Source organism: Alteromonas alvinellae (assembly GCF_902705805.1).
In genome coordinates, this window is record NZ_CACSIH010000062.1 from 59,679 (window position 1) to 79,436 (window position 19,758).

Annotated in this window: 15 protein-coding genes and 1 pseudogene; 10 read left to right on the plus strand and 6 right to left on the minus strand. The window is 47.3% G+C overall.

Annotated elements, in window-relative coordinates:
* Positions 1–68 precede the first annotated feature (68 nt).
* Positions 69–587, minus strand: coding sequence for a bifunctional 3-hydroxydecanoyl-ACP dehydratase/trans-2-decenoyl-ACP isomerase (gene fabA, locus ACX5KA_RS04225; protein ID WP_334020676.1), 519 nt, complete (start codon positions 585–587; stop codon positions 69–71).
* A 206-nt stretch (positions 588–793) separates the two neighbouring features.
* Here fabA and ACX5KA_RS04230 point away from each other — a divergent pair, with 206 nt between their 5' ends.
* Entirely contained in the window at positions 794–1,081 is a 288-nt protein-coding gene (locus ACX5KA_RS04230; RefSeq protein WP_039220163.1) for a hypothetical protein, read from the plus strand.
* Here the strand turns inward: ACX5KA_RS04230 and ACX5KA_RS04235 are convergent.
* From ACX5KA_RS04235 to ACX5KA_RS04245, 3 genes and pseudogenes are all read right to left on the minus strand, one after another.
* Positions 1,078–2,742: a cryptochrome/deoxyribodipyrimidine photo-lyase family protein gene (locus ACX5KA_RS04235; RefSeq protein ID WP_458730494.1), complete on the minus strand. Its 1,665-nt coding sequence runs from the start codon at positions 2,740–2,742 to the stop codon at positions 1,078–1,080. The two genes, ACX5KA_RS04230 and ACX5KA_RS04235, sit on opposite strands and share 4 nt — an antisense overlap.
* A gap of 12 nt (positions 2,743–2,754) precedes the next feature.
* A pseudogene (locus ACX5KA_RS04240) lies at positions 2,755–3,204 on the minus strand (FAD-binding domain-containing protein); the annotation flags it as partial.
* A gap of 79 nt (positions 3,205–3,283) precedes the next feature.
* Positions 3,284–6,217: a Tn3 family transposase gene (locus tag ACX5KA_RS04245; RefSeq protein WP_020744760.1), complete on the minus strand. Its 2,934-nt coding sequence runs from the start codon at positions 6,215–6,217 to the stop codon at positions 3,284–3,286.
* Between the two features lie 169 nt (positions 6,218–6,386).
* Between ACX5KA_RS04245 and ACX5KA_RS04250 the strand changes: the two genes are divergently transcribed.
* From ACX5KA_RS04250 to ACX5KA_RS04260, 3 genes are all read left to right on the plus strand, one after another.
* Positions 6,387–7,316, plus strand: a complete 930-nt coding sequence (locus ACX5KA_RS04250; RefSeq protein ID WP_020744759.1) for a chromate resistance protein ChrB domain-containing protein — start codon at positions 6,387–6,389, stop codon at positions 7,314–7,316.
* 2 nt (positions 7,317–7,318) lie between these two features.
* On the plus strand, positions 7,319–8,776 hold the full coding sequence (gene chrA, locus ACX5KA_RS04255) for a chromate efflux transporter (RefSeq protein WP_020744758.1): 1,458 nt from the start codon (positions 7,319–7,321) through the stop codon (positions 8,774–8,776).
* A 118-nt stretch (positions 8,777–8,894) separates the two neighbouring features.
* Complete coding sequence (locus ACX5KA_RS04260; protein WP_197044467.1) at positions 8,895–9,737, plus strand: DUF1259 domain-containing protein; 843 nt, start codon at positions 8,895–8,897, stop codon at positions 9,735–9,737.
* A 29-nt stretch (positions 9,738–9,766) separates the two neighbouring features.
* Here ACX5KA_RS04260 and ACX5KA_RS04265 read toward each other — a convergent pair whose 3' ends face one another.
* Entirely contained in the window at positions 9,767–10,774 is a 1,008-nt protein-coding gene (locus ACX5KA_RS04265; protein WP_020744756.1) for a tyrosine-type recombinase/integrase, read from the minus strand.
* 207 nt (positions 10,775–10,981) lie between these two features.
* Here ACX5KA_RS04265 and ACX5KA_RS04270 point away from each other — a divergent pair, with 207 nt between their 5' ends.
* A complete protein-coding gene (locus ACX5KA_RS04270) occupies positions 10,982–12,031 on the plus strand; it encodes a DNA-binding protein (RefSeq protein ID WP_020744755.1) in 1,050 nt (349 codons plus the stop codon).
* A 139-nt stretch (positions 12,032–12,170) separates the two neighbouring features.
* Here the strand turns inward: ACX5KA_RS04270 and ACX5KA_RS04275 are convergent, their stop codons facing one another.
* Positions 12,171–13,052, minus strand: a complete 882-nt coding sequence (locus ACX5KA_RS04275; protein ID WP_458730495.1) for a deoxyribodipyrimidine photo-lyase — start codon at positions 13,050–13,052, stop codon at positions 12,171–12,173.
* Between the two features lie 110 nt (positions 13,053–13,162).
* On the opposite strand from ACX5KA_RS04275, the gene ACX5KA_RS04280 reads away from it, so the two are divergent.
* From ACX5KA_RS04280 to ACX5KA_RS04300, 5 genes are all read left to right on the plus strand, one after another.
* Positions 13,163–14,587, plus strand: a complete 1,425-nt coding sequence (locus tag ACX5KA_RS04280; protein ID WP_458730496.1) for a cryptochrome/photolyase family protein — start codon at positions 13,163–13,165, stop codon at positions 14,585–14,587.
* Positions 14,588–14,590: 3 nt separating this feature from the next.
* Positions 14,591–16,129, plus strand: coding sequence for a cryptochrome/photolyase family protein (locus ACX5KA_RS04285; RefSeq protein ID WP_458730497.1), 1,539 nt, complete (start codon positions 14,591–14,593; stop codon positions 16,127–16,129).
* Entirely contained in the window at positions 16,116–16,268 is a 153-nt protein-coding gene (locus tag ACX5KA_RS04290) for a DUF2256 domain-containing protein (RefSeq protein ID WP_458730498.1), read from the plus strand. Before ACX5KA_RS04285 ends, ACX5KA_RS04290 begins: the two co-directional genes overlap by 14 nt.
* 106 nt (positions 16,269–16,374) lie before the next feature.
* The gene (locus ACX5KA_RS04295) at positions 16,375–17,658 is read left to right on the plus strand and encodes a DUF2254 domain-containing protein (protein WP_458730499.1); all 1,284 of its coding nucleotides are present in this window, start codon (positions 16,375–16,377) and stop codon (positions 17,656–17,658) included.
* Positions 17,659–18,611: 953 nt separating this feature from the next.
* Positions 18,612–19,562, plus strand: a complete 951-nt coding sequence (locus ACX5KA_RS04300; protein ID WP_458730500.1) for an IS30 family transposase — start codon at positions 18,612–18,614, stop codon at positions 19,560–19,562.
* Positions 19,563–19,758 lie beyond the last annotated feature (196 nt).

The window sequence follows — 19,758 nt, forward strand, 5'->3', positions numbered from 1 at the left end:
AAGGAAAGCCCCTGAAAAGGGGCTTTTTTAGTTCTATCGCTTGTTATTCAATGTCGATTAAAAAGCGATTAAAAATTCGATGTATCTTGGAACAAGCCTACTTTCAAATCTTTCGCAACATAGATTTCGCGACCGTCGACTTCAACCGAGCCATCAGCCATACCCATAAAGAGTTTACGCTTAATCACACGCTTCATCGTGATCTTATAAGTGACCTTTTTAGCTGTGGGGAGTATTTGGCCGGTAAACTTAACTTCACCAACACCAAGCGCACGACCTTTTCCAGGGCCGCCACTCCAACCAAGGAAGAAACCCACAAGCTGCCACATTGCATCTAGGCCAAGACAGCCAGGCATAACAGGGTCGCCTGGAAAGTGGCAGTCAAAAAACCATAAATCTGGCGTGATATCTAATTCAGCAATAATTTCGCCTTTTCCATGTTCGCCGCCATCTTCAGTAATTGAAACTACGCGGTCCATCATCAGCATATTAGGGGCTGGTAGTTGACTGTTGCCCGGACCAAACATTTCACCGCGACTACATGCCAATAAATCTTCTTTGTTAAAACTACTTTTCTTCTCTGACATTCCCAACTCATTGTTGTTATTAAAGTGACGGTGTTAATTTAGCGAACACTTGTACGCCAAACAACTCTGAACAGTCATTTTTCTGAAGAAAAACGCGTGCTAAGATACTCAAAGTTAATTTAACCGTACGGATATCGCCCTACAAGTTCAATTTATAAACAGCGATTAAACTACACTTCACAATATCGTATCTATGTGTGAAAACTATGACAGATCAAACAACAAAAAAAACCAGTAAAAAAAGCCCTGTAGATAGAGCAAAAGCAAACGCTGATAAACAAAGACGCTTTAGAGAGAGACAAAAAGACGCAGGGAAAAAGTTAGTGAGAGGTTATGTTAGTCCAGAAGCAAAAGTATGCTATGACGAAATCCGAGATAAAACAGGTTGGACCGACAGCGAAGCTATGTCTAATGCTATGCGACTTATGTATGCTGCCTACAAGTGTGGCCAAATTAAGCTTTTAAATGAATGGCTTAGAAAAAATAACCGTTAAGTTGTTTTATTGACTTTATTGTTTAACCACGCGCGGCTTGGACTATTTTGCATGGTATGACGCCTAACTATGCGCTGCGCTTCTTCAATGACATCATCGCGCTCTCGAAAGTCCCACAACCTTTTTGCAGTCATGCGGTTATTTTGAGAGATATCTATAATTGGTGCGATATAATCACGGTCAATATTAAAGTCCAACATCTGCGCTTCTAATGGCGGTAGTAAATAGGGAGCATGAACCGCTTCATTAGGTAGACTCGCCAACTCAGGTACCCACTTCTTTATAAAGACACCCTCGGGGTCTAGCTTTTGTGACTGTGTCGCTGGGTTGTAAAGGCGCACAGTGTGAATACCAGTAACACTCGCCTGCATTTGTATTTGTGGGTAATGGATACCGGGCTCAAAATCTAAAAATTGAGAAGCTAGATAGTGAGCCGCTTTTAACCAATGCACATTTAAGTGGTGGCACAAAAAACTGGTTACCATTGCTCGCATCCGAAAGTTAATATAACCAGTATGTTTTAGTGCTCGCATGCATGCGTCTACCAATGGGTATCCAGTACGGCCAGTCGACCAGCGATAAAAGCGTCGTTCAGCTTCAGGTCCATCTATGAAAGGAAATTTTTCGTATGCGCTATTCATAGGTCGCCACTCGATACTGGCTTCGCTTTCAAATTTTTGAATAAAGTGACAGTGCCAGTGCAGTCTCGATGTTAAGGCAGATAGGGCGCGACTCCACTGTTTGCGCTGTGAAGTTGGTAAAGCTTTCTTAGCTTGCTTTTCTAGTTGAACGCTTTGATATACCTGCTTTATCGAAATATTGCCCCATGCGAGATATGGGCTCAATCGCGAACATGCTCGACGTGCATATTCAGGCTTTGAAATATGCTGGTGATAGTACTGCCCACGATGGCTGAAAAAGTTTTTTAACACTTGCCAAGCACGTTTTTCACCGCCAGGTTGCATTGAAGCAATATCGGATGCGACTTCATTTTTGGTGTACTCAGACTTGTATACGTTACATTCACCTCTGTCAGAATAGTCTTTAGGTCGGTCGGATGGAAAGTATTTTAATTCAGCTATTTCCTCAATAGATTTAGACGCTTTTTTAAGACTAGCATGCTCACGCCAATTAACCCATTTTGCAGCTTCTATATCAAAATCATAAGTGGCAGCTGCAAAATGACGCTCCCAGTTTTGCTGCCAATGCGCTCGATGGGGCAACCCACGCAATACTGCACCATACTGATATTCAGTAAATGAAATAGCTTTATTTTTCAGATATTTGTAAACAACAACATCACGGTTATGCGTAACCGAAAGACCTGTCTCTTGGTAACTCCTAACCGCGCCAATGTTGTAATTTTGAGCAATGAGTTCAAGTGCTTCTATTACTTCACAGTTCAAGGTCAAAACACGTGCATAAGAGGGTAATTGGCTATTGATGTCATCAACACTTTGCTGCATAAATCGCCAATGACGAATATCCATATGCGGGTCTGCAATAACCGAAGGTTCCCAACAAAACAGTGGGAGCAATTTTTCACCCGCTTCTACAGCGCGATAAAAAGGTTCGTGATCACGTAAGCGAAGGTCTCGCTTTATCCAGATAACCGTGACTCTCTCTGTAGAGCTAGCCCCTTTACATTCATTTGACACCATACCGTTAAATAACTACAGCCATTTGTTGCGAAATTGGCCTGCCGGGTCGTAGATTTCAGTCTGCTTTTGTAGGTTGAATTGCCTGTGTCCACGAGGGTCACTCCCCACACCAGCAAGGTAAAGCCAGTTTCCCCAGTTGCTACCCACATCGTAGTCAACTAACTGGTGTTCAAACCATGCTGCACCGTATCGCCAGTCTTGTCGAAGCTCGTGCACAAAGCAACTGGCAACAAGTTGTCTGCCGCGGTTCGACATATATCCCGTCTCTGCAAGTTGTCGCATACACGCATCTACAATTGGGTATCCGGTTTTACCCTCGCACCAATGCCTAAAGGTCTCAGGGCAATGTGAAGTGGAAGGCGTTTTACCTTGAATGCCGCTAAAGCGAAACCACTTAGCGCCGTATTTACACTGTAGCCAGTAGAAAAACTCACGCCACAGCAGTTCGAAGTAAATCCAGTAAGGACCCGCGGGGGCATTTGAACGAGAACCTACGGTTTTGAACCCAGTGACCACGTCGAAACCGTAGGTTTCCGGCGAATCATCCCTTCTCCTCATCTTCAATAAAGTATGTACCGTTGGGTAACACATGCTTATAGGGCAACAACGAGATATGAGATAAGGTCTCGTCGTCGATTTCCTCCCCTTGCTGCCGAAGCTGCTCCACAATGTCGCTTATCTTGATGGTGTTCCAGTACAGAATGGCATTGGACACAAAGCTGAGACTACTGGCCTTGTTCATGATTTCTTCATAGTCGCCTGTGGTGAATTCACCCTGATCCGCAAAGAATATCCAGCGCGGCAGTTTATGTCGGTATTCCCCTTTATTCAGTTGCCGTTGGACGGTTTGACGGAGTTCTTTGTCAGTCAGGTACCGCAGAATGTATTCGGTCTTGATAATCCGCCCCAAGTTCGTAAAGGCTTTGGTGAGGCGATCCGAAGGTGAACTATTGGTTAATCGTTGGACGATGACGTGTGCTGGCGCAGTTTTCTGCTTCAGTGAAATCGCCACTCGCATCATATATTCCCACTGTTCCTCAATGATGGCCAGATCGGCTGTTTTGGTGAGTAAATGGTTGAGGTCGCCGTAATCGACGGTTTTGTCAATACGGTAAAGCTGCTGATCTTTGAGATCCCGAATGCGTGGCATAAAGTAGAATCCGAGCAAATGACAGAGTGCGAAGACGATTTCGGTATAGCCATGTGTATCGGTGGTGTGCTCCCGGATTTTCAGAATCGTGTTGTTCTCCAGCAGGCCGTCCAAAACATACAGCGCTTCACGCGGGCTACAGGAAATAATCTTGGTGCTGAACACTGAATATTGATCGGAAACGTGGGTGTAGATCCCGATGGCTTTTTCATAATAACCGTAGTAGCGGGGATAGTAAGAAGCCAACAGGCTGTCGGCGCGGATTTTAAAGCGTTGCGCATCCGATGAGGACAATGTACCGGTTCCGTGCACCGCACTCAACGGCAGCTCATGGTGTTGATACACAATTTCAGCACTGGCGTTGATCAGGGTTTCCTCTCGAATATAGTATTGCAGGATATGCCGGAGCATATCGACGGTCACACCTTTAACGCTATTGCTCATGGATACGACACCCAGGTTGGTGGCCTGCGAAATAATGGCGGCCATCAGGCTTTTGTAAAAGGCTTTGGGGCGCGATTGATGGTGCTGGATAGGGACAAAATGACGGCTGTAATGTGTCATTTGATCTACTTCCATCAGAAGCTGTTCGATACGTATGCTGGGCATATGTGCATCGATCACTTTTTGCAGTTGGTTGACTTTATCCGGGACCTCGAGCTTGTCATCACGTTTGAGTTTCAATCGGCCGTTTTGAATTTCCGCGAAGTTGTCCAGGCCGAACAGCTTTTTCGCTTCAGAGACTGATTCGTGGAACTGCGTTGAAATGGCGGCTCGAACTTCGTGCGGTGGAGGCTGTTGAAGTTCGGTATAGACAGCCTGTCTGGTTTCATCCCAACTGGGTTCATTTAAGGTGAGATCCCAGAACGAAACATGCTGCTTACTCTGCGGCAAGTACAAATCGCCGGAACGCAAGGCGTCTTTCATAGCGAGAGCCAATCCCATTTCCCAAACGTTGCGATTGATGTTATCGGCTTGATCTTTAAGGCTGCGGCGTAGTTCGCGGGGAATGAATGCTGTCGGTGTGTTCTCGGGTAGCTTTTTCAGGTCGCCATCATCCAATTTCCGGACGAACTCAATAGCTTTTATCAGCGGCCCGGAACCTTTAGCCACTTCAAATGGTAACCGGATAAAGTCGGCAAAATATTTTCGCAAACTGGGATAACGGGCCAGCAACAAATCGCAGTAGCCGCGTTCCTCCAGGCGTTTAAAAATGTGCAGGTCGTCAATGGATGCCAGCAGATGTTTCTCGTCAATGCGTTGCCACAAGTCCTTCTTGTACAATGGCTGTTCATCCGGCCATTCCAGCAAAACATGCGTGGTTTCAAGCACAGCATCGATGGCTTTCTTTTGGCGCTTGCGAAACTCCTTGTGTTTTTTGTCGTGGCTGTTTTTGGTTTGCCGGCATAGCTCTGTCATGTACTGATCATGCATTTTGACCAGATGATCCAACAGGATCTTGCGGGATTCCAACAGGAAGCAAACCATCAATGCATAGCGCTTATGGTCCTTGAAGCGCTTCATGTCCTTAGCGCTGTAACGCTTGGTCAGTCGGTACAGGTAGTTAAGAAAAGCGGTATCAATGACCTTTTCTTCGAACTCATTAATGCCGGTGGACACCAGATTGTCATAGCGTTCCAAATAGCGTTTCAGTGATGATATTTTCGCACCCGGCGGGTACTCTTTGAGTTGGTTGAAGTAGGTTCGTTGATTGCCGTCGGTGGCTTGCAACAAATCGTCAATGGCATCGCGTAATTCCGGCGACATCTGATCAAACACTTGCTCAAAAAGCTGAGCGTGTACCTGGTTACATATGCGGATGATCTGTCTTTCGATCGTCGTGGGGCCAGGTAAAACAATACGTTTCAACAGAAGGTGGCGTTCTGCCCGGTGAAAAAGTTCATCCGGAAGCAGTCCCTGTTGGGCATGTTCTTCAATCCAGCGGTCCAGATCTGCTTCCACTTTGTCGTCAAACCGATGAAAGCCCAGGTACTTGAGGATATTGTTCCGGTGTTCCAACACCGTGGCTTCTCTTTCGGGCACTTCCACCGTTAGCGTAGGAGGAAGATCGAGTTGACTACTCAGATAGCTGATCACTCGTGGCGAAAGATCATGAAGCTGGTTTAGAAACCGGCCATAGAGGCGCATGGCACACAGTTGGATGGCAAATCCCAGGCGATATTGCTTGCGATACTTGTTGACGACCTCGCAATCACGACGGCTTAGCGTCCAATCGCGAACCATTTCCTCATCGGAGAATCGTTGCGGCAATATTAACGGTTGGTACCGCTGCTGATTGGTTAAGAACTGCTCTTTGGCTGTCATAGGACCTCACTTGGCTCCGGTCACGCCAACTACGCTATAGCGCTGTTTTTATTGATGGATGCGGTATTTAAAGGTGCATCACCGCCTTTAAAGGCAATCGCTCTTGCCCAAGGGTTATTCGGTTTAAAAATGTGTAGAGATTATAACATATATGTGCTAAGATCTACGCATGTCCTGGATACTGCTGATACTTTCACTCCCCACTGAAAACGCCACCGTGCGCATGCGGGCATGGCGCGCCATCAAAGCCCTGGGGGCCGTTTCGCTGCGTGATGGCGTCTATCTACTGCCAGCCATCTCTGATCATGCCGAAAAGCTAGAGGCAATTGCCCAGGATGTCCGTGATAATGGCGGGACCGCCCATGTACTGCACGCTAATGATCCTGAAACCGAAGCGTTCCCCGCGCTATTCGATCGCTCGGAAGACTATGAGTCGCTGGACTCGGCGATGGCGGACCTGCGGGCAAAGCTCTTGCCGGAAACCGCCATGGAGGTCATGAAGGAAACACGCAAACTGCGCAAAAGCTTCACGCGACTGTCAGCCATCGATTTTTTCCCCGGTGCCGCGCGGGATCGAATCGATACGGCTCTGAAACAGCTGGAAAGCGATGCCAACCGGGTCTTGTCTCCCGATGAGCCGCAGCCCGAACCTCGCACAATCCGCCGTCTTGATCGAGCCGATTATCAAGGCAGGCTCTGGGCGACGCGGCGTCGGCCGTGGGTGGACCGTTTGGCCAGTGCCTGGCTGATTGGCCGCTTCATCGATCCATCCGCACGCTTTTTATGGCTGGCCTCGCCGGACGACTGCCCGGATGAGGCGCTGGGGTTCGATTTCGATGGGGCGACCTTTACTCACGTGGAAGAAAAAGTCACTTTCGAAACGCTGCTGGCGAGCTTCGACCTGGATTCACCCGCGCTACTCCGGCTTGGAAAACTCGTGCACTACCTCGATGTGGGGGGACATCAGCCGCCGGAGGCCGCCGGGGTCGAGTGTGTATTGATAGGGCTGCGCGAAACCCATAGCGATGATGATCAATTATTACAAGCTGCCAATCAGGTTTTCGACAGCCTGTTGGTCACTTACGTTAAGGAACAATAACCATGCACGAACCGTCAACTTCATCTGCACCGCCAAGCAGCGGGTCCAATCAAATCACCAGGGATGCGACCGCTGGTAACCTCAATGCTTTCGGCCATTACATCACCTTCGGGGAGGCCGTGCGTGTCTGGTTGCGGGTCGCCATCCTGAGCTTTGGCGGTCCCGCCGGCCAGATCGCGGTGATGCACCGTATTCTGGTGGATGAAAAGCAATGGGTCAGTGAGAGCCGCTTCCTGCACGCGCTGAATTACTGCATGGTGCTGCCCGGACCTGAAGCCCAGCAACTGGCCACCTATATCGGCTGGCTGCTGCATGGCATCAAGGGTGGACTGGTTGCGGGCGCCCTGTTCGTGCTGCCGGGCTTTCTCAGCATTCTGGTGCTCAGTCTGCTCTACGCTGGATATCAGGAAGCGTCACTGGTGCAGGCCCTGTTTTTCGGTATCAAGGCGGCCGTGCTGGCGATCGTGATCCAGGCGGTGATCCGCATCGGCAAGCGCGTCCTCAAGAACGCCTACATGTACGCATTGGCGGTCGCCGCTTTCGTGGCGATCTTCTTCTTTGCCGTGCCTTTCCCGATCGTAATCGTTACCGCCGGATTGATCGGTCTGCTGGGTCGGCATGTCGATCCGGAACGCTTTGTGGTCATCAAGGGGCACGATACCCCCGAGGACGCCGGGCGTGCGATTGATGCCATGATGGAGGGCGGCGCGGCAAGCCATACCCGGGCGTCACGGGGGCGGGCACTCAAGGTGCTCGCCGTCTGGCTGCCGCTGTGGTTTGCGCCACTTGTCGCCCTGCTTGTGACCTTGGGCTATGAGGATGTGTTCACCCAGATTGGGCTTTTCTTCAGCAAACTGGCGGTTGTCACCTTCGGTGGCGCCTATTCGGTGCTGGCCTACATGGCCCAGGAGGCGGTACAAAACTATGGATGGCTGGCACCGGGGGAAATGCTGGATGGTCTGGGTATGGCGGAAACTACACCCGGCCCGCTGATCCAAGTGGTGCAATTCGTGGGCTTTATGGGGGCCTTCCGGGCTCCGGGAACGCTCGACCCCTTCACAGCAGGCATCTTGGCATCGGTTTTAGCCACCTGGGTCACCTTCGTTCCCTGCTTTTTGTGGATCTTCCTGGGCGCGCCGTATGTGGAAACACTGCGCGGCAACCAGGCGGTGAGCGCGGCGCTGTCGGCGGTCACGGCGGCCGTGGTGGGCGTGATGCTGAATCTCGCCATCTGGTTCGCGGTGCACGTCGCCTTTAACGAGGTTGAAACTGTACGGGCCTATGGTATGCTACTGCTGATACCCGCCTGGGGCAGCATCCACATTGTCAGCGTCGCGCTGGCCGCGGGCGCCTTTATCGCTATGTTGCGCTTTAAGGTGGGCATGTTGCCGATGATTTTAGTCAGCGCACTGCTGGGTATTGTGTACCATCTGTTATTTGCAGGCGCCCCGGCGGCGTAACCCCCCAATACAGCCAAAAATGTTTCACAGCAACAAAAAAAGAGGAATAGCCATGACAATGTCTCCGCTTCGAGCATTCATTCTAATGTGCGCTTTATTCATTCAAGCATCCATAACAATGGCCGACGATTCCGGCCGCCTCGATGATAAGGCCATTGGCCAGGCGGCTGGCACCCAGGCAACGGCCAAACCTGATGGCGTGGTGCGTATCGGCTGGAAGCGCGACGACGTGCCCGTCACCGTTGACGGTATGAAGTTCCCGCCGCCGGCGGGCCTCGGGAGTTGGGCCGCGTTCAAGGCCTTGCCGGAGGGTGGTGTTATGGTGATGGGGGATACGGTGGTGTTTGAGGATGAAATCACCCCGGCCATGGACGCCGCCTTTGCCCACGGCCTGGACATCACCGCGCTGCACAACCATTTCGTGTTCGACCGTCCGCCGGTTTACTTTATGCACATCGGCGGCCATGGACGAAACGCCGAGTCACTCGCCGAAGGCGTTAAGGCCATGTGGGATGCCATTAAACAAGTGCGTAAAAAGCATCCCGTACCGCAAGAACGATTTCCGGGTGATGTGCCCGATATCACCGGCAAATACAACACCAAGACGTTGGAAAAGATTCTGGATGCCGAGGGCAGCCTTAACGGGCAGGTGCTGAAATTCACGTTCGGGCGCAGCGCCAGAATGCACGGTGTGGAATTTGGCGCATCCATGGGCCTGTCCACCTGGGCCGCCTTCTCCGGGAATGAGAAGCAGGCGGTCGTCGATGGGGATTTTGCCATGACCGCGGACGAGATCCAGCCGGTGATGCGGGCGCTGCGTCAGGCGGGCATCCACATCGTGGCGCTGCACAACCATATGACCGGTGAAACGCCTTCCTACTATTTCCTGCATTATTGGGGCAAGGGCCAGCCCGAGGATCTGGCGAAAGCGATACGGGCAGCGCTGGAGACGCAAAGATGAATTGAGAGTGGGATTCGTGATTTGTCGGGTTATACGGGGTCGATCAGCGTGACCAACTTTTCCATCAATATCAGCGAGGCATTATTCGAAAGTTGCTGGCCTTCTTCGATGTACTCCCAGACCGTTGCATCGCTTTTCCAGCCGCCTTGTTTCTTGATCAGCTCGAAGTCTACCCGTTCTCGAGCCGCCGAAGTGGAAAGGCCGCGGCGAAAACTGTGACTGCTCAACTCGGGCACGAAGTCGAACTGACAGGCCTTGCCCAGGGTTTTGAGCAAGTCATTAATTGCCCCTGGGTTCAGAGGCCTGGGCGTCACCTGATCCCAGCGGTTAGCCGGCCTAAAGAGCGGGCCGCTATCAATCTCAGCGCTATCCATCCAGGCCTTGATTGCTGTAGCCGGACAACAACCTGGCGTACCGAAAGGTAAGGCGCGGGCCAGCCCTGCCGCCTGTTGATCCGTTTTGGAGCGCGGCAACCGGATGATCAGGCCTTCCGGCTCCCAATTCAGATCACTGATTTGAATGGCCACCAGTTCGCTGCGACGAAAAGCGCCGAAAAAGCCGGTCAACACCAGGGCGATATCCCTATGCTTCTTTTTGCTATCCGGCAAACACCGCAGGTAATCCACCATTTGTGCGATGTGTTCCAGGCGTAGGGCCTTGGCCTTGCGTTTGGGTTGGCCATGAGTGCGACGAATGCCTTCCATGGTTTTCCGCACCAGGGGATCGCGCACCGGATCAGTGACGCCTTGGTAATGGTGCCACTGGCTAATGGCGGTGAGGTGGAGATCTAACGTCCGGGCGTTGAGCGATTCGGCCCTGGCGAGCAGATAGCGCACCACCGTATCTCGGTCAGTCGGCAACCGGCCACCCCATTTCTCAAATTGGCGAATGGCGGATCGGTAGGCCTTGCGGGTGTTATCGGAGGTGGCCGCCTGGAGGTAGTGCCGCAGTGACTCGGATTCCCGATGAGCAATCTGGTTCGATTCCTCATTACGTAATGCTAAGTCGGTGGCCATTTTGGGTGGTTTGGTGTTCATGAATTGTATTCCTATCGGTGTGACCAGAAAGGCGGCTATGTACCGGCGTTACAAGCAGAAGATTTTCAGCTTAATACCATAACCAACGATAACATTTATTATCGAAGGTTAACAATTGAAACTCAAGAAACTTTGATAAGCATAAATATAATGTTATATTACGTGTTACATAATACGTTACTAAATAGTTTGAGAGGAAATCTCCCTATGGCACGCGCCGGAGTCACTTACCACGATGTCGCCAAAGCCGCCGAAGCCATCAAAACCCAAGGCCAGGAGCCTACGGTGGATCGAGTGCGGGAACATATGGGCACCGGCAGCAAAAGCACCATCGCGCCGCTGCTCAAGCGTTGGCGATCAGACAACGGAGAGGTAGCCGATATCGGTGGACTCCCGAATGACCTGGTGGAGGTAGTGAAATCACTCCACGAGCGGGTACAGCAGATGGCCGACCACCGTATTGAGGAGACCCGTCAGGAATTTGAGGCGTCAAATAAAGAACTCCGCAAAGAATTGGCCGATTCCAAAAACACCATCGCGCAACTTACTGCCCGACAACAGGATCTTGAGAGCCAGATTGAACGGCAGAACAAAGAAAAAAGCGCGTTAGACAAGTCTCTGGAAGATGTGCGTATCAGCGTGGTCAAAGCCGAGGCCCAACGAGACGAAGCCATTGTGCGAACCGCTGAATTAAAGGAAAGTATTGCGGAACTTAAGCAGGAAAATAAGGACATCCGCGATCATTTTGAACATTATCAGCAGCGCACTGCCGAAGACCGTCAGCAAGAACGCGAACAGTTCCGGATCGATACCCAGGGGTTGAAAGACCAGATGCAGGAACTGCAACACCGGTTCGACCAGGCTGAGTCAAGAGTGTCCGAGTTATTTGATGCCAATGCGCAGTTACAAAGCAATGCAGATAAACTTGAACAGACCAATGCGACGCTAAACAGGGATTTGAACGGAAAGGTAGATGAGACCCAGAACCTGAAGCGCGACCTTGAAGACGCCATGACGAAGAACCAGGAATACCAGCATAAAAATGAGCAATTGGCAGAAAAAATAGCAGCTCTCACTGCTCAGAAAGCAGATGTCGATAAGGAATTGGCCGTGTTATCCCAAGCTTTGAAGGCCACCAAAACCGAGGTGAAAACCATCCAGGATAAAGTGACGTATCTGACCGATGAGAACAAGGTAATTCTTCAGGAAAAGGCGATGATCCTAGGACAATTCAAACAACTCCAGGGTTCGCTATGAAAAAGGCTGTCACAGCATTGAATATTCAGTAATGTTCCAAAGATGACCAAGTTTTAAGGGCAAATGCCGGGTTAGCGGCTATCTGACGGAAACCTACGGTTTCGAGGGTGCCACAGGATTCAAAACCGTAGGTTTTCGTTCAAATGCCCCCGCTGGTCCAGTAAGTGGAGTCATTTTTTTCAACAGTCTCTTCAAAGTGATGTAATTGCCTCATCACTTCTCGTACAGAAAGAGAACCATTAGCTAACCAAGCAGATAACTTCGTACTATCTCTCCATGTGTCTAGTGCGTTACGTGTTTCCTTGTAGGTTGGGGCCGCATGCCAGGCAAATAAGTATTTGTTCAGTTGTGAGAGCGCCGCGGTTTCACCACCAATAAACGTCGAATCTGAAGGTTCAGGCAAATCGAGGTCGAGCGTTACTAAAAAAGACGCGTCTATCGCCGGTGTAAAAGAGGGAGGTAGTCGCTCTATAGTGGGGTGAACCGCTAATGGTTCGCAATGTTTTTCTACCTTTCTTCTAAAAGGGCTAAAAACATCGGGCATTTCTTCAATACTAAATGGGAGTGATTGTGCTTCAAACAATCCAAAGGTGGAAGTTTCGATAACGGTTAGTTTTTCGAAGAAGCGCTTAACTGTGTTTAACTCTGCAGTCTCATCATAGCCACAATATTGGCTCACTCCAAGATGTGTATATTCCCCAAATCTTAATAGTTCAACCAAACACTCAGCGGCACTGCCTTTTACAACCAGTAGTTCGTGTCCAAACTTTGCTAGTTTGCGTTTTAAGTCTATCAGTGTCTGTAGCAAAAAGGTGTGCCTGTGTTCGCCCATTGGAGAGATACCGAATGGATTTGGGGTAAAGTTTTTGTCATCCAAAATATAAACGAACGTGACTTGGCTGACCTCGTCGCATAATGCAGAAATAGCCGCATTATCGTGAAGCCTCAAGTCGTGCCTGAACCAGAATAGGCCTCGTTGACAAGTATTTTCAGATTTATAGTTAGACTGCTGATTTTTCATACTAATTTATGTGCTTTTTTAATGATTACACGGATCCTGAAACCGCTTAACTTCGTAAGATAACCAATACGAAATATATTTAGATTTGGCGCAACGCCTGAGGAAAAAAAGTGACAGTTCCTGTTAGCATCATGTGGTTCAGACAAGACCTTCGCGTAAAAGACAATCCGGCATTAAATGCTGCGTGTGATATGGGTAATATCGTACCCATTTATATTTATGATGATACAACCCCTGACGGAAGAGTACCTGGAGGAGCCAGCAAATGGTGGCTTCATCATTCTCTCGCTTCTCTTAACCAACGTCTAAACGGTCACATGCAAATTTTTAAAGGTGATCCACAAGTTCTGCTTCCAAAGTTAATGAAAGCATTCAATGCAAAAGGCGTCTTTTGGAATCGATGTTACGAGCCTTGGCAAATCAATCGTGACAAAGCGATTAAGCAATCTCTAATTGATAGCGATTACGAAGCACATAGCTGTAATGGAAGTCTTTTATGGGAGCCAATGAAAGTACTTAAAAAAGACGGCACACCGTACCGCGTATTTACGCCTTATTACAAGAAAGGCTGTTTGCAAGCTAAAGAGCCGCGATACCCTAAAGCGCCGCCAGCACGCATAACTTATGCAGACGTAGAAAATGAGGGTATTGAATTAGCATCGCTAGACTTGCTACCCACTATTAAGTGGGATGAAACCATCACTAAAGAGTGGACACCAGGCGAAGACGGCGCCGCTGACAATTTAGCTGACTTTATTGAAAATTCTGCACGACAATATAAAGACGGGCGTGACATTCCCTCATCACGAGGAACGTCACGCTTATCGCCGCATTTACATTTTGGCGAGGTTTCGCCAAACCAAGTGTGGTACGCAATAAAAGATAAATTCGGAAATAGCGAAGACAAAAGCATTGAAACCTATTTGAGCGAGTTAGGGTGGCGTGAGTTTAGCTATTACTTGCTATTTCATTTTCCAACGCTGCCAAATAGAAACTTCAACGATAAGTTCGATAAGTTTCCTTGGCGCACAGATGCAAAGGCACTTAAAGCGTGGCAAAAAGGAAAAACGGGTATTCCTATTGTTGACGCTGGCATGCGAGAACTATGGCAAACAGGCTACATGCATAATCGCGTGCGCATGATTGTGGGCTCGTTTTTGGTTAAAAATTTATTGCTTAGTTGGCATGAAGGCGAAAGATGGTTTTGGGACACATTATTAGATGCTGATCTTGCCAGTAACAGTGCCAGTTGGCAGTGGGTTGCGGGTTCTGGAGCAGACGCAGCGCCTTACTTCAGAATATTTAACCCAATACTACAAGGCGAAAAGTTTGATAAAAAAGGCAATTATGTACGTAAGTATTGTCCAGAATTAAATAAGCTTTCGGATAAGTACATACACAAGCCATGGGAAGCACCTAGTGCGGTACTTAAAGATGCAGGGATTGAACTTGGTAAGGAATACCCAAAGCCAATTGTTGATTTAAAAGCATCGCGTCAACGCGCGCTAGACGCATTCCAGCAAATAAAAGAGTAGGGTATGGCAGCACTTATTTTAGTTTTAGGCGATCAGCTTACAGAGACGTTGCCAGCAATTGCCAATGCAGTAAAAAGCAAAGACACAATTTTGATGGCCGAAGTTCGTGAAGAAGCCACCTACGTTAAGCACCATAAGAAGAAGATAGCGTTTTTGTTTAGCGCAATGCGTCATTTTGCCAAAGCGTTGCGAGACGACAATTTTAACGTTAACTATGTTCATTATAGCGACAAAAACAATCAGGGCGATTTGCTCGCTCAGGTTAAGCATGAACTTAGCGGAAATGATTTTGACGAAGTAAAAGTGACCATGCCAGGTGAGCACCGGTTGCTCAAAAGCATGGAGCAATGGGAAAGCGTACTTGGTAAACCCGTTACTATCTGTGAAGACAATCGTTTCTTATCCACACCACAAGAATTTTCAGACTGGGCGGAAGGTAAAAAACAGCTTCGCATGGAGTTTTTTTACCGTGAAATGCGTCGTAAACACAACGTGCTCATGGACGGGAGAAATCCCATTGGTGGCAAGTGGAATTACGATGCCCAAAATCGTGAATCTATGCCGGAAACGCACAAAGTCCCTAAGCACACCACATTCGACATTGACGACATTACTTCGAATGTGATTGAACTAGTAAAAGACGAATTCAGCGACCATTTTGGTGATATCGATAACTTTCACTTTGCGGTAACGCGAGAAGATGCGCTCAACGTTTTAAATACCTTCATAGAAGAAAGACTACCAAATTTCGGTCAGTATCAAGACGCTATGGTCGAGGGGAAACCTTGGCTTTATCATTCCCATATCGCGTTTTATCTGAACTGCGGTTTGTTGACGCCTAAAGAAGCCATTCAAGCCGCCGAACAAGCGTACCATGCAGGGCAAGTTCCACTGAATTCTGCTGAAGGATTCATTCGCCAGATTCTGGGCTGGAGGGAGTATGTCAGAGGCTTCTACTGGCACTTTATGCCAAATCTAAAAACCGATAATTACTTTAATAACAGCCGCGCATTGCCATCATTCTTTTGGGACGCCCAGACGAATATGAACTGTATGCGCCAATGCATAAAAGAAACCCAACAAAACGCCTATGCGCACCACATACAGCGGTTGATGGTTTTAGGCAACTTCAGCTTGTTAACTGAATTAAGTCCCGAAGAGGTACAAGCGTGGTATTTACTTGTTTATGCCGATGCTTATGAATGGGTTGAATTGCCCAATGTGGCGGGCATGATATTGTACAGCGACGGTGGAAACTTAGCTAGCAAGCCCTATGTCGCTAGTGGTAGCTATATCAATAAAATGAGTAACTACTGCAAGAACTGTGGGTATCAGGTTTCGAAAAAAACCGGTCCAAAGGCGTGCCCGTTCAACTATTTGTATTGGCATTTTATTGATAAGCATAAAGAAAAATTAAGTAATAACCACCGCATGGCCATGATTTATAAGACCTACGGGCGAATGAAAGAAGAAAACATAGAGGCCATGAAACAGGACGCGAGCATATTTTTATCAAAACTTACGAAAAATGAAGAAGTCTGATTTACCCACAAAAATGTGCCCCGTCTGTGAAAGGCCGTTTACATGGCGCAAGAAATGGGAGAAAAACTGGGAAAATGTACGATATTGCTCAAAACGTTGCTCAGGAAATAGAAAACCACTAAAAGCAAATGAAAGATAGTGGTATTCGTTTTTATCAAAGGTAACGCTTCTTTATGACGTGGCCAGGTTAATCATTTGTTTCTTACAATACGTATAACGCATAGTGAACATACAAGGAGAGTGTTGTGGAAGCACCGATTACCGTAGATAGACTGCGTTTCCTTTTATACAGTGTAAAAGAAAAACTTTGGGTAAAACCTCTTGGCTTTTGTTTGCTCTCAATCTTTGCTGTATTCGTCGCTAAAGTAGCAGACGGGACTTCATTGGCTGAGCATATTCCTGAAATAAAACCCGAATCAGTTGAAACACTGCTCTCAATAATGGCATCTAGCATGATGGTGATCGCCACGTTTTCTGCAGGTACCATGGTCAATGCTTATGCTTCGGCCAGTCAGTCGTCAACGCCGCGTTCTCTAAGCCTTATAATATCCGATGATGTATCACAAAATGCACTGTCAGTTTTCATAGGCGCATTTATCTATAGTGCTGTAGCGCTTACTGCAATGACTCAAGCTTTTTTCGATGAAGCCGGGCTTTTCATTTTATTTTGTCTAACCTGTCTGGCTTTTTCGATAGTTATTTTAACTTTTATCCGGTGGGTAGACAGCGTTGCACGATTAGGGCGCGTGGGGTCAACGTTATTAAAAGTGGAGCACGCCACAACACGTGCGATTAAAAACAGAATAGATATGCCGTGCTTAGGCGCAGTACCACAAGAGCAAATAAAAGAGCAGGGGACGCATGCCATTTATACTAAAAAAGTGGGCTATATTCAGCTTATAGACATTGCCAAACTGCAACACTGGGCTGATAAAAACGACGGCTTTATTAATGTCGCCATGTTACCCGGTGAGTTTGTCTCACCAGAGCGTGCCATAGCGTATTCGAATAAAAAGGTATTATCAGATGAAATTGTTGACGCATTTACTATAGGTGAAGCCAGGTCCTTTGAGGCTGATCCTCGCTTTGGCTTTATCGTACTAGCCGAAATTGCATCTCGTGCATTATCGCCATCGGTTAATGACCATGGTACTGCAATAAATACCATTAGCTGCATTACACGCCTTATGTTGTTGTGGCATAAGCCCAAATCCGAAACTGAAAACTCACAAAACGATAGCGCTCAGCATGAGGAGTTTAAATATGACCGCATTTCATTGCCTGCGTTAAATGTGAATGATCTATTTGACGATGCTTACACCAGCATTGCCCGTGATGGTGCTGCAAATATTGAGGTTGCTATCCGAATACAAAAGTCACTAAAAACAATTAAAGCGTGCTTTAAAATAGAAAGAGACTTTGTTGAGGCGGCGTCTAAGTTAGCGAAGCAAAGTTACGAACGTGCAAAGTTGGCATTAGATTACGAAGACGATATTAAGCGAATTGAGCGCGTTTATAATGATAACTAAACGTGTAAGTTATTACTGCCAAAGTCACTACTAAAAATGCTGAAAGTAAACAGCTAGCCAGTCTATATAATCTCTGCATTCCACAAACAATGTAGTCTACGTAAGTGATCGATCGAGTTACTTTTTGTAGTTAATCAGATTAAATCTGATTAACTACAACTCAAAAAAACACTGCAACATTTTAAATAGCTAAAAATCCACATTTAATAAATTAAAGCCAAGTATAAAAATACAAAGACTGATTCTTTCTGTTTGTTAGTTATCCCCATAATTAATCAAAAAACTAACGTGACGCTACGTGAATAAAAATACATTTTGCGAGGTGTAGTGCTACAGATTTCACGTAGCGCACGATTTATAAATTCCATGTCTAAATCCAAAGTTCATTGCGAATTTCTATAAAAGCTACTGTCACAATTGAAGCAAGTGCGGTAAGGCCGAAGCACAAAAACAGCAGCCACGCATAAAAGTCTGTGAGTAATCACAGCCAACAAACCAACCAAATAGAGCGACATTAACGCCCTAATCGTCCATATAATTAATTGCGCATAATGTATATTATGTTAAATAGAGTATCAAAATTGATGGTGAATGAGCCAGATGGTGCTTTGCAAATAGCTCTAAGCTATCCTTCCCGTAACAATTAGTTTTTCGTAAGGTTTAATTACAATTAACACAGATAAATAATAGATTTAATAATGTTCCTAAAAATATGTATCAGGCGTAATCCTTCAATATTTATATTATTTAATGTGCGGATAGAAACATTAATTTATAAGCTCAAGTAGCCAAATACATAACGCTGATGTAATAAATAAAGGAAGCTAATTATTCCTAGGATAAAACGACTCCCGAATTCAGATAATAAGTGCACCACTCATGGTTAATGGGTGACAGACGATCAACTGCCTGTTGGTGATATTCTAACGTCGCCAAACAATTAGAGTATTACCATGAGTTACAAGCAGTTGATCGAGGGACAACGATATCAGATTGAGGCCTACTTACGCGAGGGTTTCAGTTATCGGGAGATTGGAAAACGTCTGAGAGTGAGTCATAGCACTATTAGTCGGGAAGTAAATCGCAATCGAATACGTGATAGCCATTATTTACCGGAAGTCGCTCAGGCGAAGGCAATAAAACGACGTTGTCAGGCAGCAAAATACAGAGTGTCTGACCTGACGATGACTTTTGTTGAGTTCGGTCTCAACGAGAAATGGAGTCCGGAACAAATCGCTGGCGTGGGTAAAATCATTGGATATGACGTCAGTCACGAATGGATTTATGGTTATGTCCAGCGGGACAAGTTACGCGGCGGCAAGCTGTATAAACGACTGCGCCAGAGTCACCGAAGATACCGTAAAGGTAACCGCGCGAAGCGTGTGATTATCCCGAATCGCGTTGGCATAGAACATCGTCCCGCTATCGTGAATAAGAAGAAGCGGTTCGGTGACTGGGAAGCTGACACGGTTTTGGGCAAGCAAGGAACGGGCGCGATTGTTAGCTTGGTAGAGCGTAAAAGTAAGCTGTATCTGATACGCAAAGTGCCAGCGAAAAGCGCAGCCGATGTGGCCCGAGCCATGGTTGGCATGTTGTGGAAATATCGCAGGCATGTTCGAACTATCACGGCGGACAACGGCAGCGAATTCTGTGACCACGAGCTGGTCGCAGAGAAACTTAAAACGGATATTTACTTCGCAAACCCATATTCATCCTGGGAGCGAGGACTGAATGAAAACTTCAACGGTTTGCTTCGCCAATACATACGTAAAGGCACCGATTTGCGGACAGTAACGGACAAGCAAATTGCTGAGATTGAACGGGCATTAAATGCCAGACCGAGAAAGTGTCTCGGCTTCAGGCAACCTGTCGCGGTATTCAATGAATTACGCTGGGCTGCCTAATTTAGCGAGTGGTGCACTTCGGAGTTGAATTCGCGCTGCTGTAAGGTTTATTTTTTTAACAGTAAGCGCTAATGTGATAATAAGGACTATTTATTAATTGCTCTTTATTTTAAATATCATCAATTATTTATACTTCTTATTAAATTAAAATTTGAGCATGTAGACCGCAGGGCAAGATCATGAACATAAATCGTTC

Coding starts and splice junctions, on each gene's coding strand:
- ACX5KA_RS04245 (WP_020744760.1), bottom strand. CDS start 6,217: ATGACAGCCAAAGAGCAGTTCTTAACCAATCAGCAGCGGTACCAACCG.
- ACX5KA_RS04230 (WP_039220163.1), top strand. CDS start 794: ATGACAGATCAAACAACAAAAAAAACCAGTAAAAAAAGCCCTGTAGAT.
- ACX5KA_RS04270 (WP_020744755.1), top strand. CDS start 10,982: ATGGCACGCGCCGGAGTCACTTACCACGATGTCGCCAAAGCCGCCGAA.
- fabA (WP_334020676.1), bottom strand. CDS start 587: ATGTCAGAGAAGAAAAGTAGTTTTAACAAAGAAGATTTATTGGCATGT.
- ACX5KA_RS04235 (WP_458730494.1), bottom strand. CDS start 2,742: ATGGTGTCAAATGAATGTAAAGGGGCTAGCTCTACAGAGAGAGTCACG.
- ACX5KA_RS04285 (WP_458730497.1), top strand. CDS start 14,591: ATGGCAGCACTTATTTTAGTTTTAGGCGATCAGCTTACAGAGACGTTG.
- ACX5KA_RS04290 (WP_458730498.1), top strand. CDS start 16,116: ATGAAGAAGTCTGATTTACCCACAAAAATGTGCCCCGTCTGTGAAAGG.
- ACX5KA_RS04260 (WP_197044467.1), top strand. CDS start 8,895: ATGGCCGACGATTCCGGCCGCCTCGATGATAAGGCCATTGGCCAGGCG.
- ACX5KA_RS04275 (WP_458730495.1), bottom strand. CDS start 13,052: ATGAAAAATCAGCAGTCTAACTATAAATCTGAAAATACTTGTCAACGA.
- chrA (WP_020744758.1), top strand. CDS start 7,319: ATGCACGAACCGTCAACTTCATCTGCACCGCCAAGCAGCGGGTCCAAT.
- ACX5KA_RS04300 (WP_458730500.1), top strand. CDS start 18,612: ATGAGTTACAAGCAGTTGATCGAGGGACAACGATATCAGATTGAGGCC.
- ACX5KA_RS04265 (WP_020744756.1), bottom strand. CDS start 10,774: ATGAACACCAAACCACCCAAAATGGCCACCGACTTAGCATTACGTAAT.
- ACX5KA_RS04250 (WP_020744759.1), top strand. CDS start 6,387: ATGTCCTGGATACTGCTGATACTTTCACTCCCCACTGAAAACGCCACC.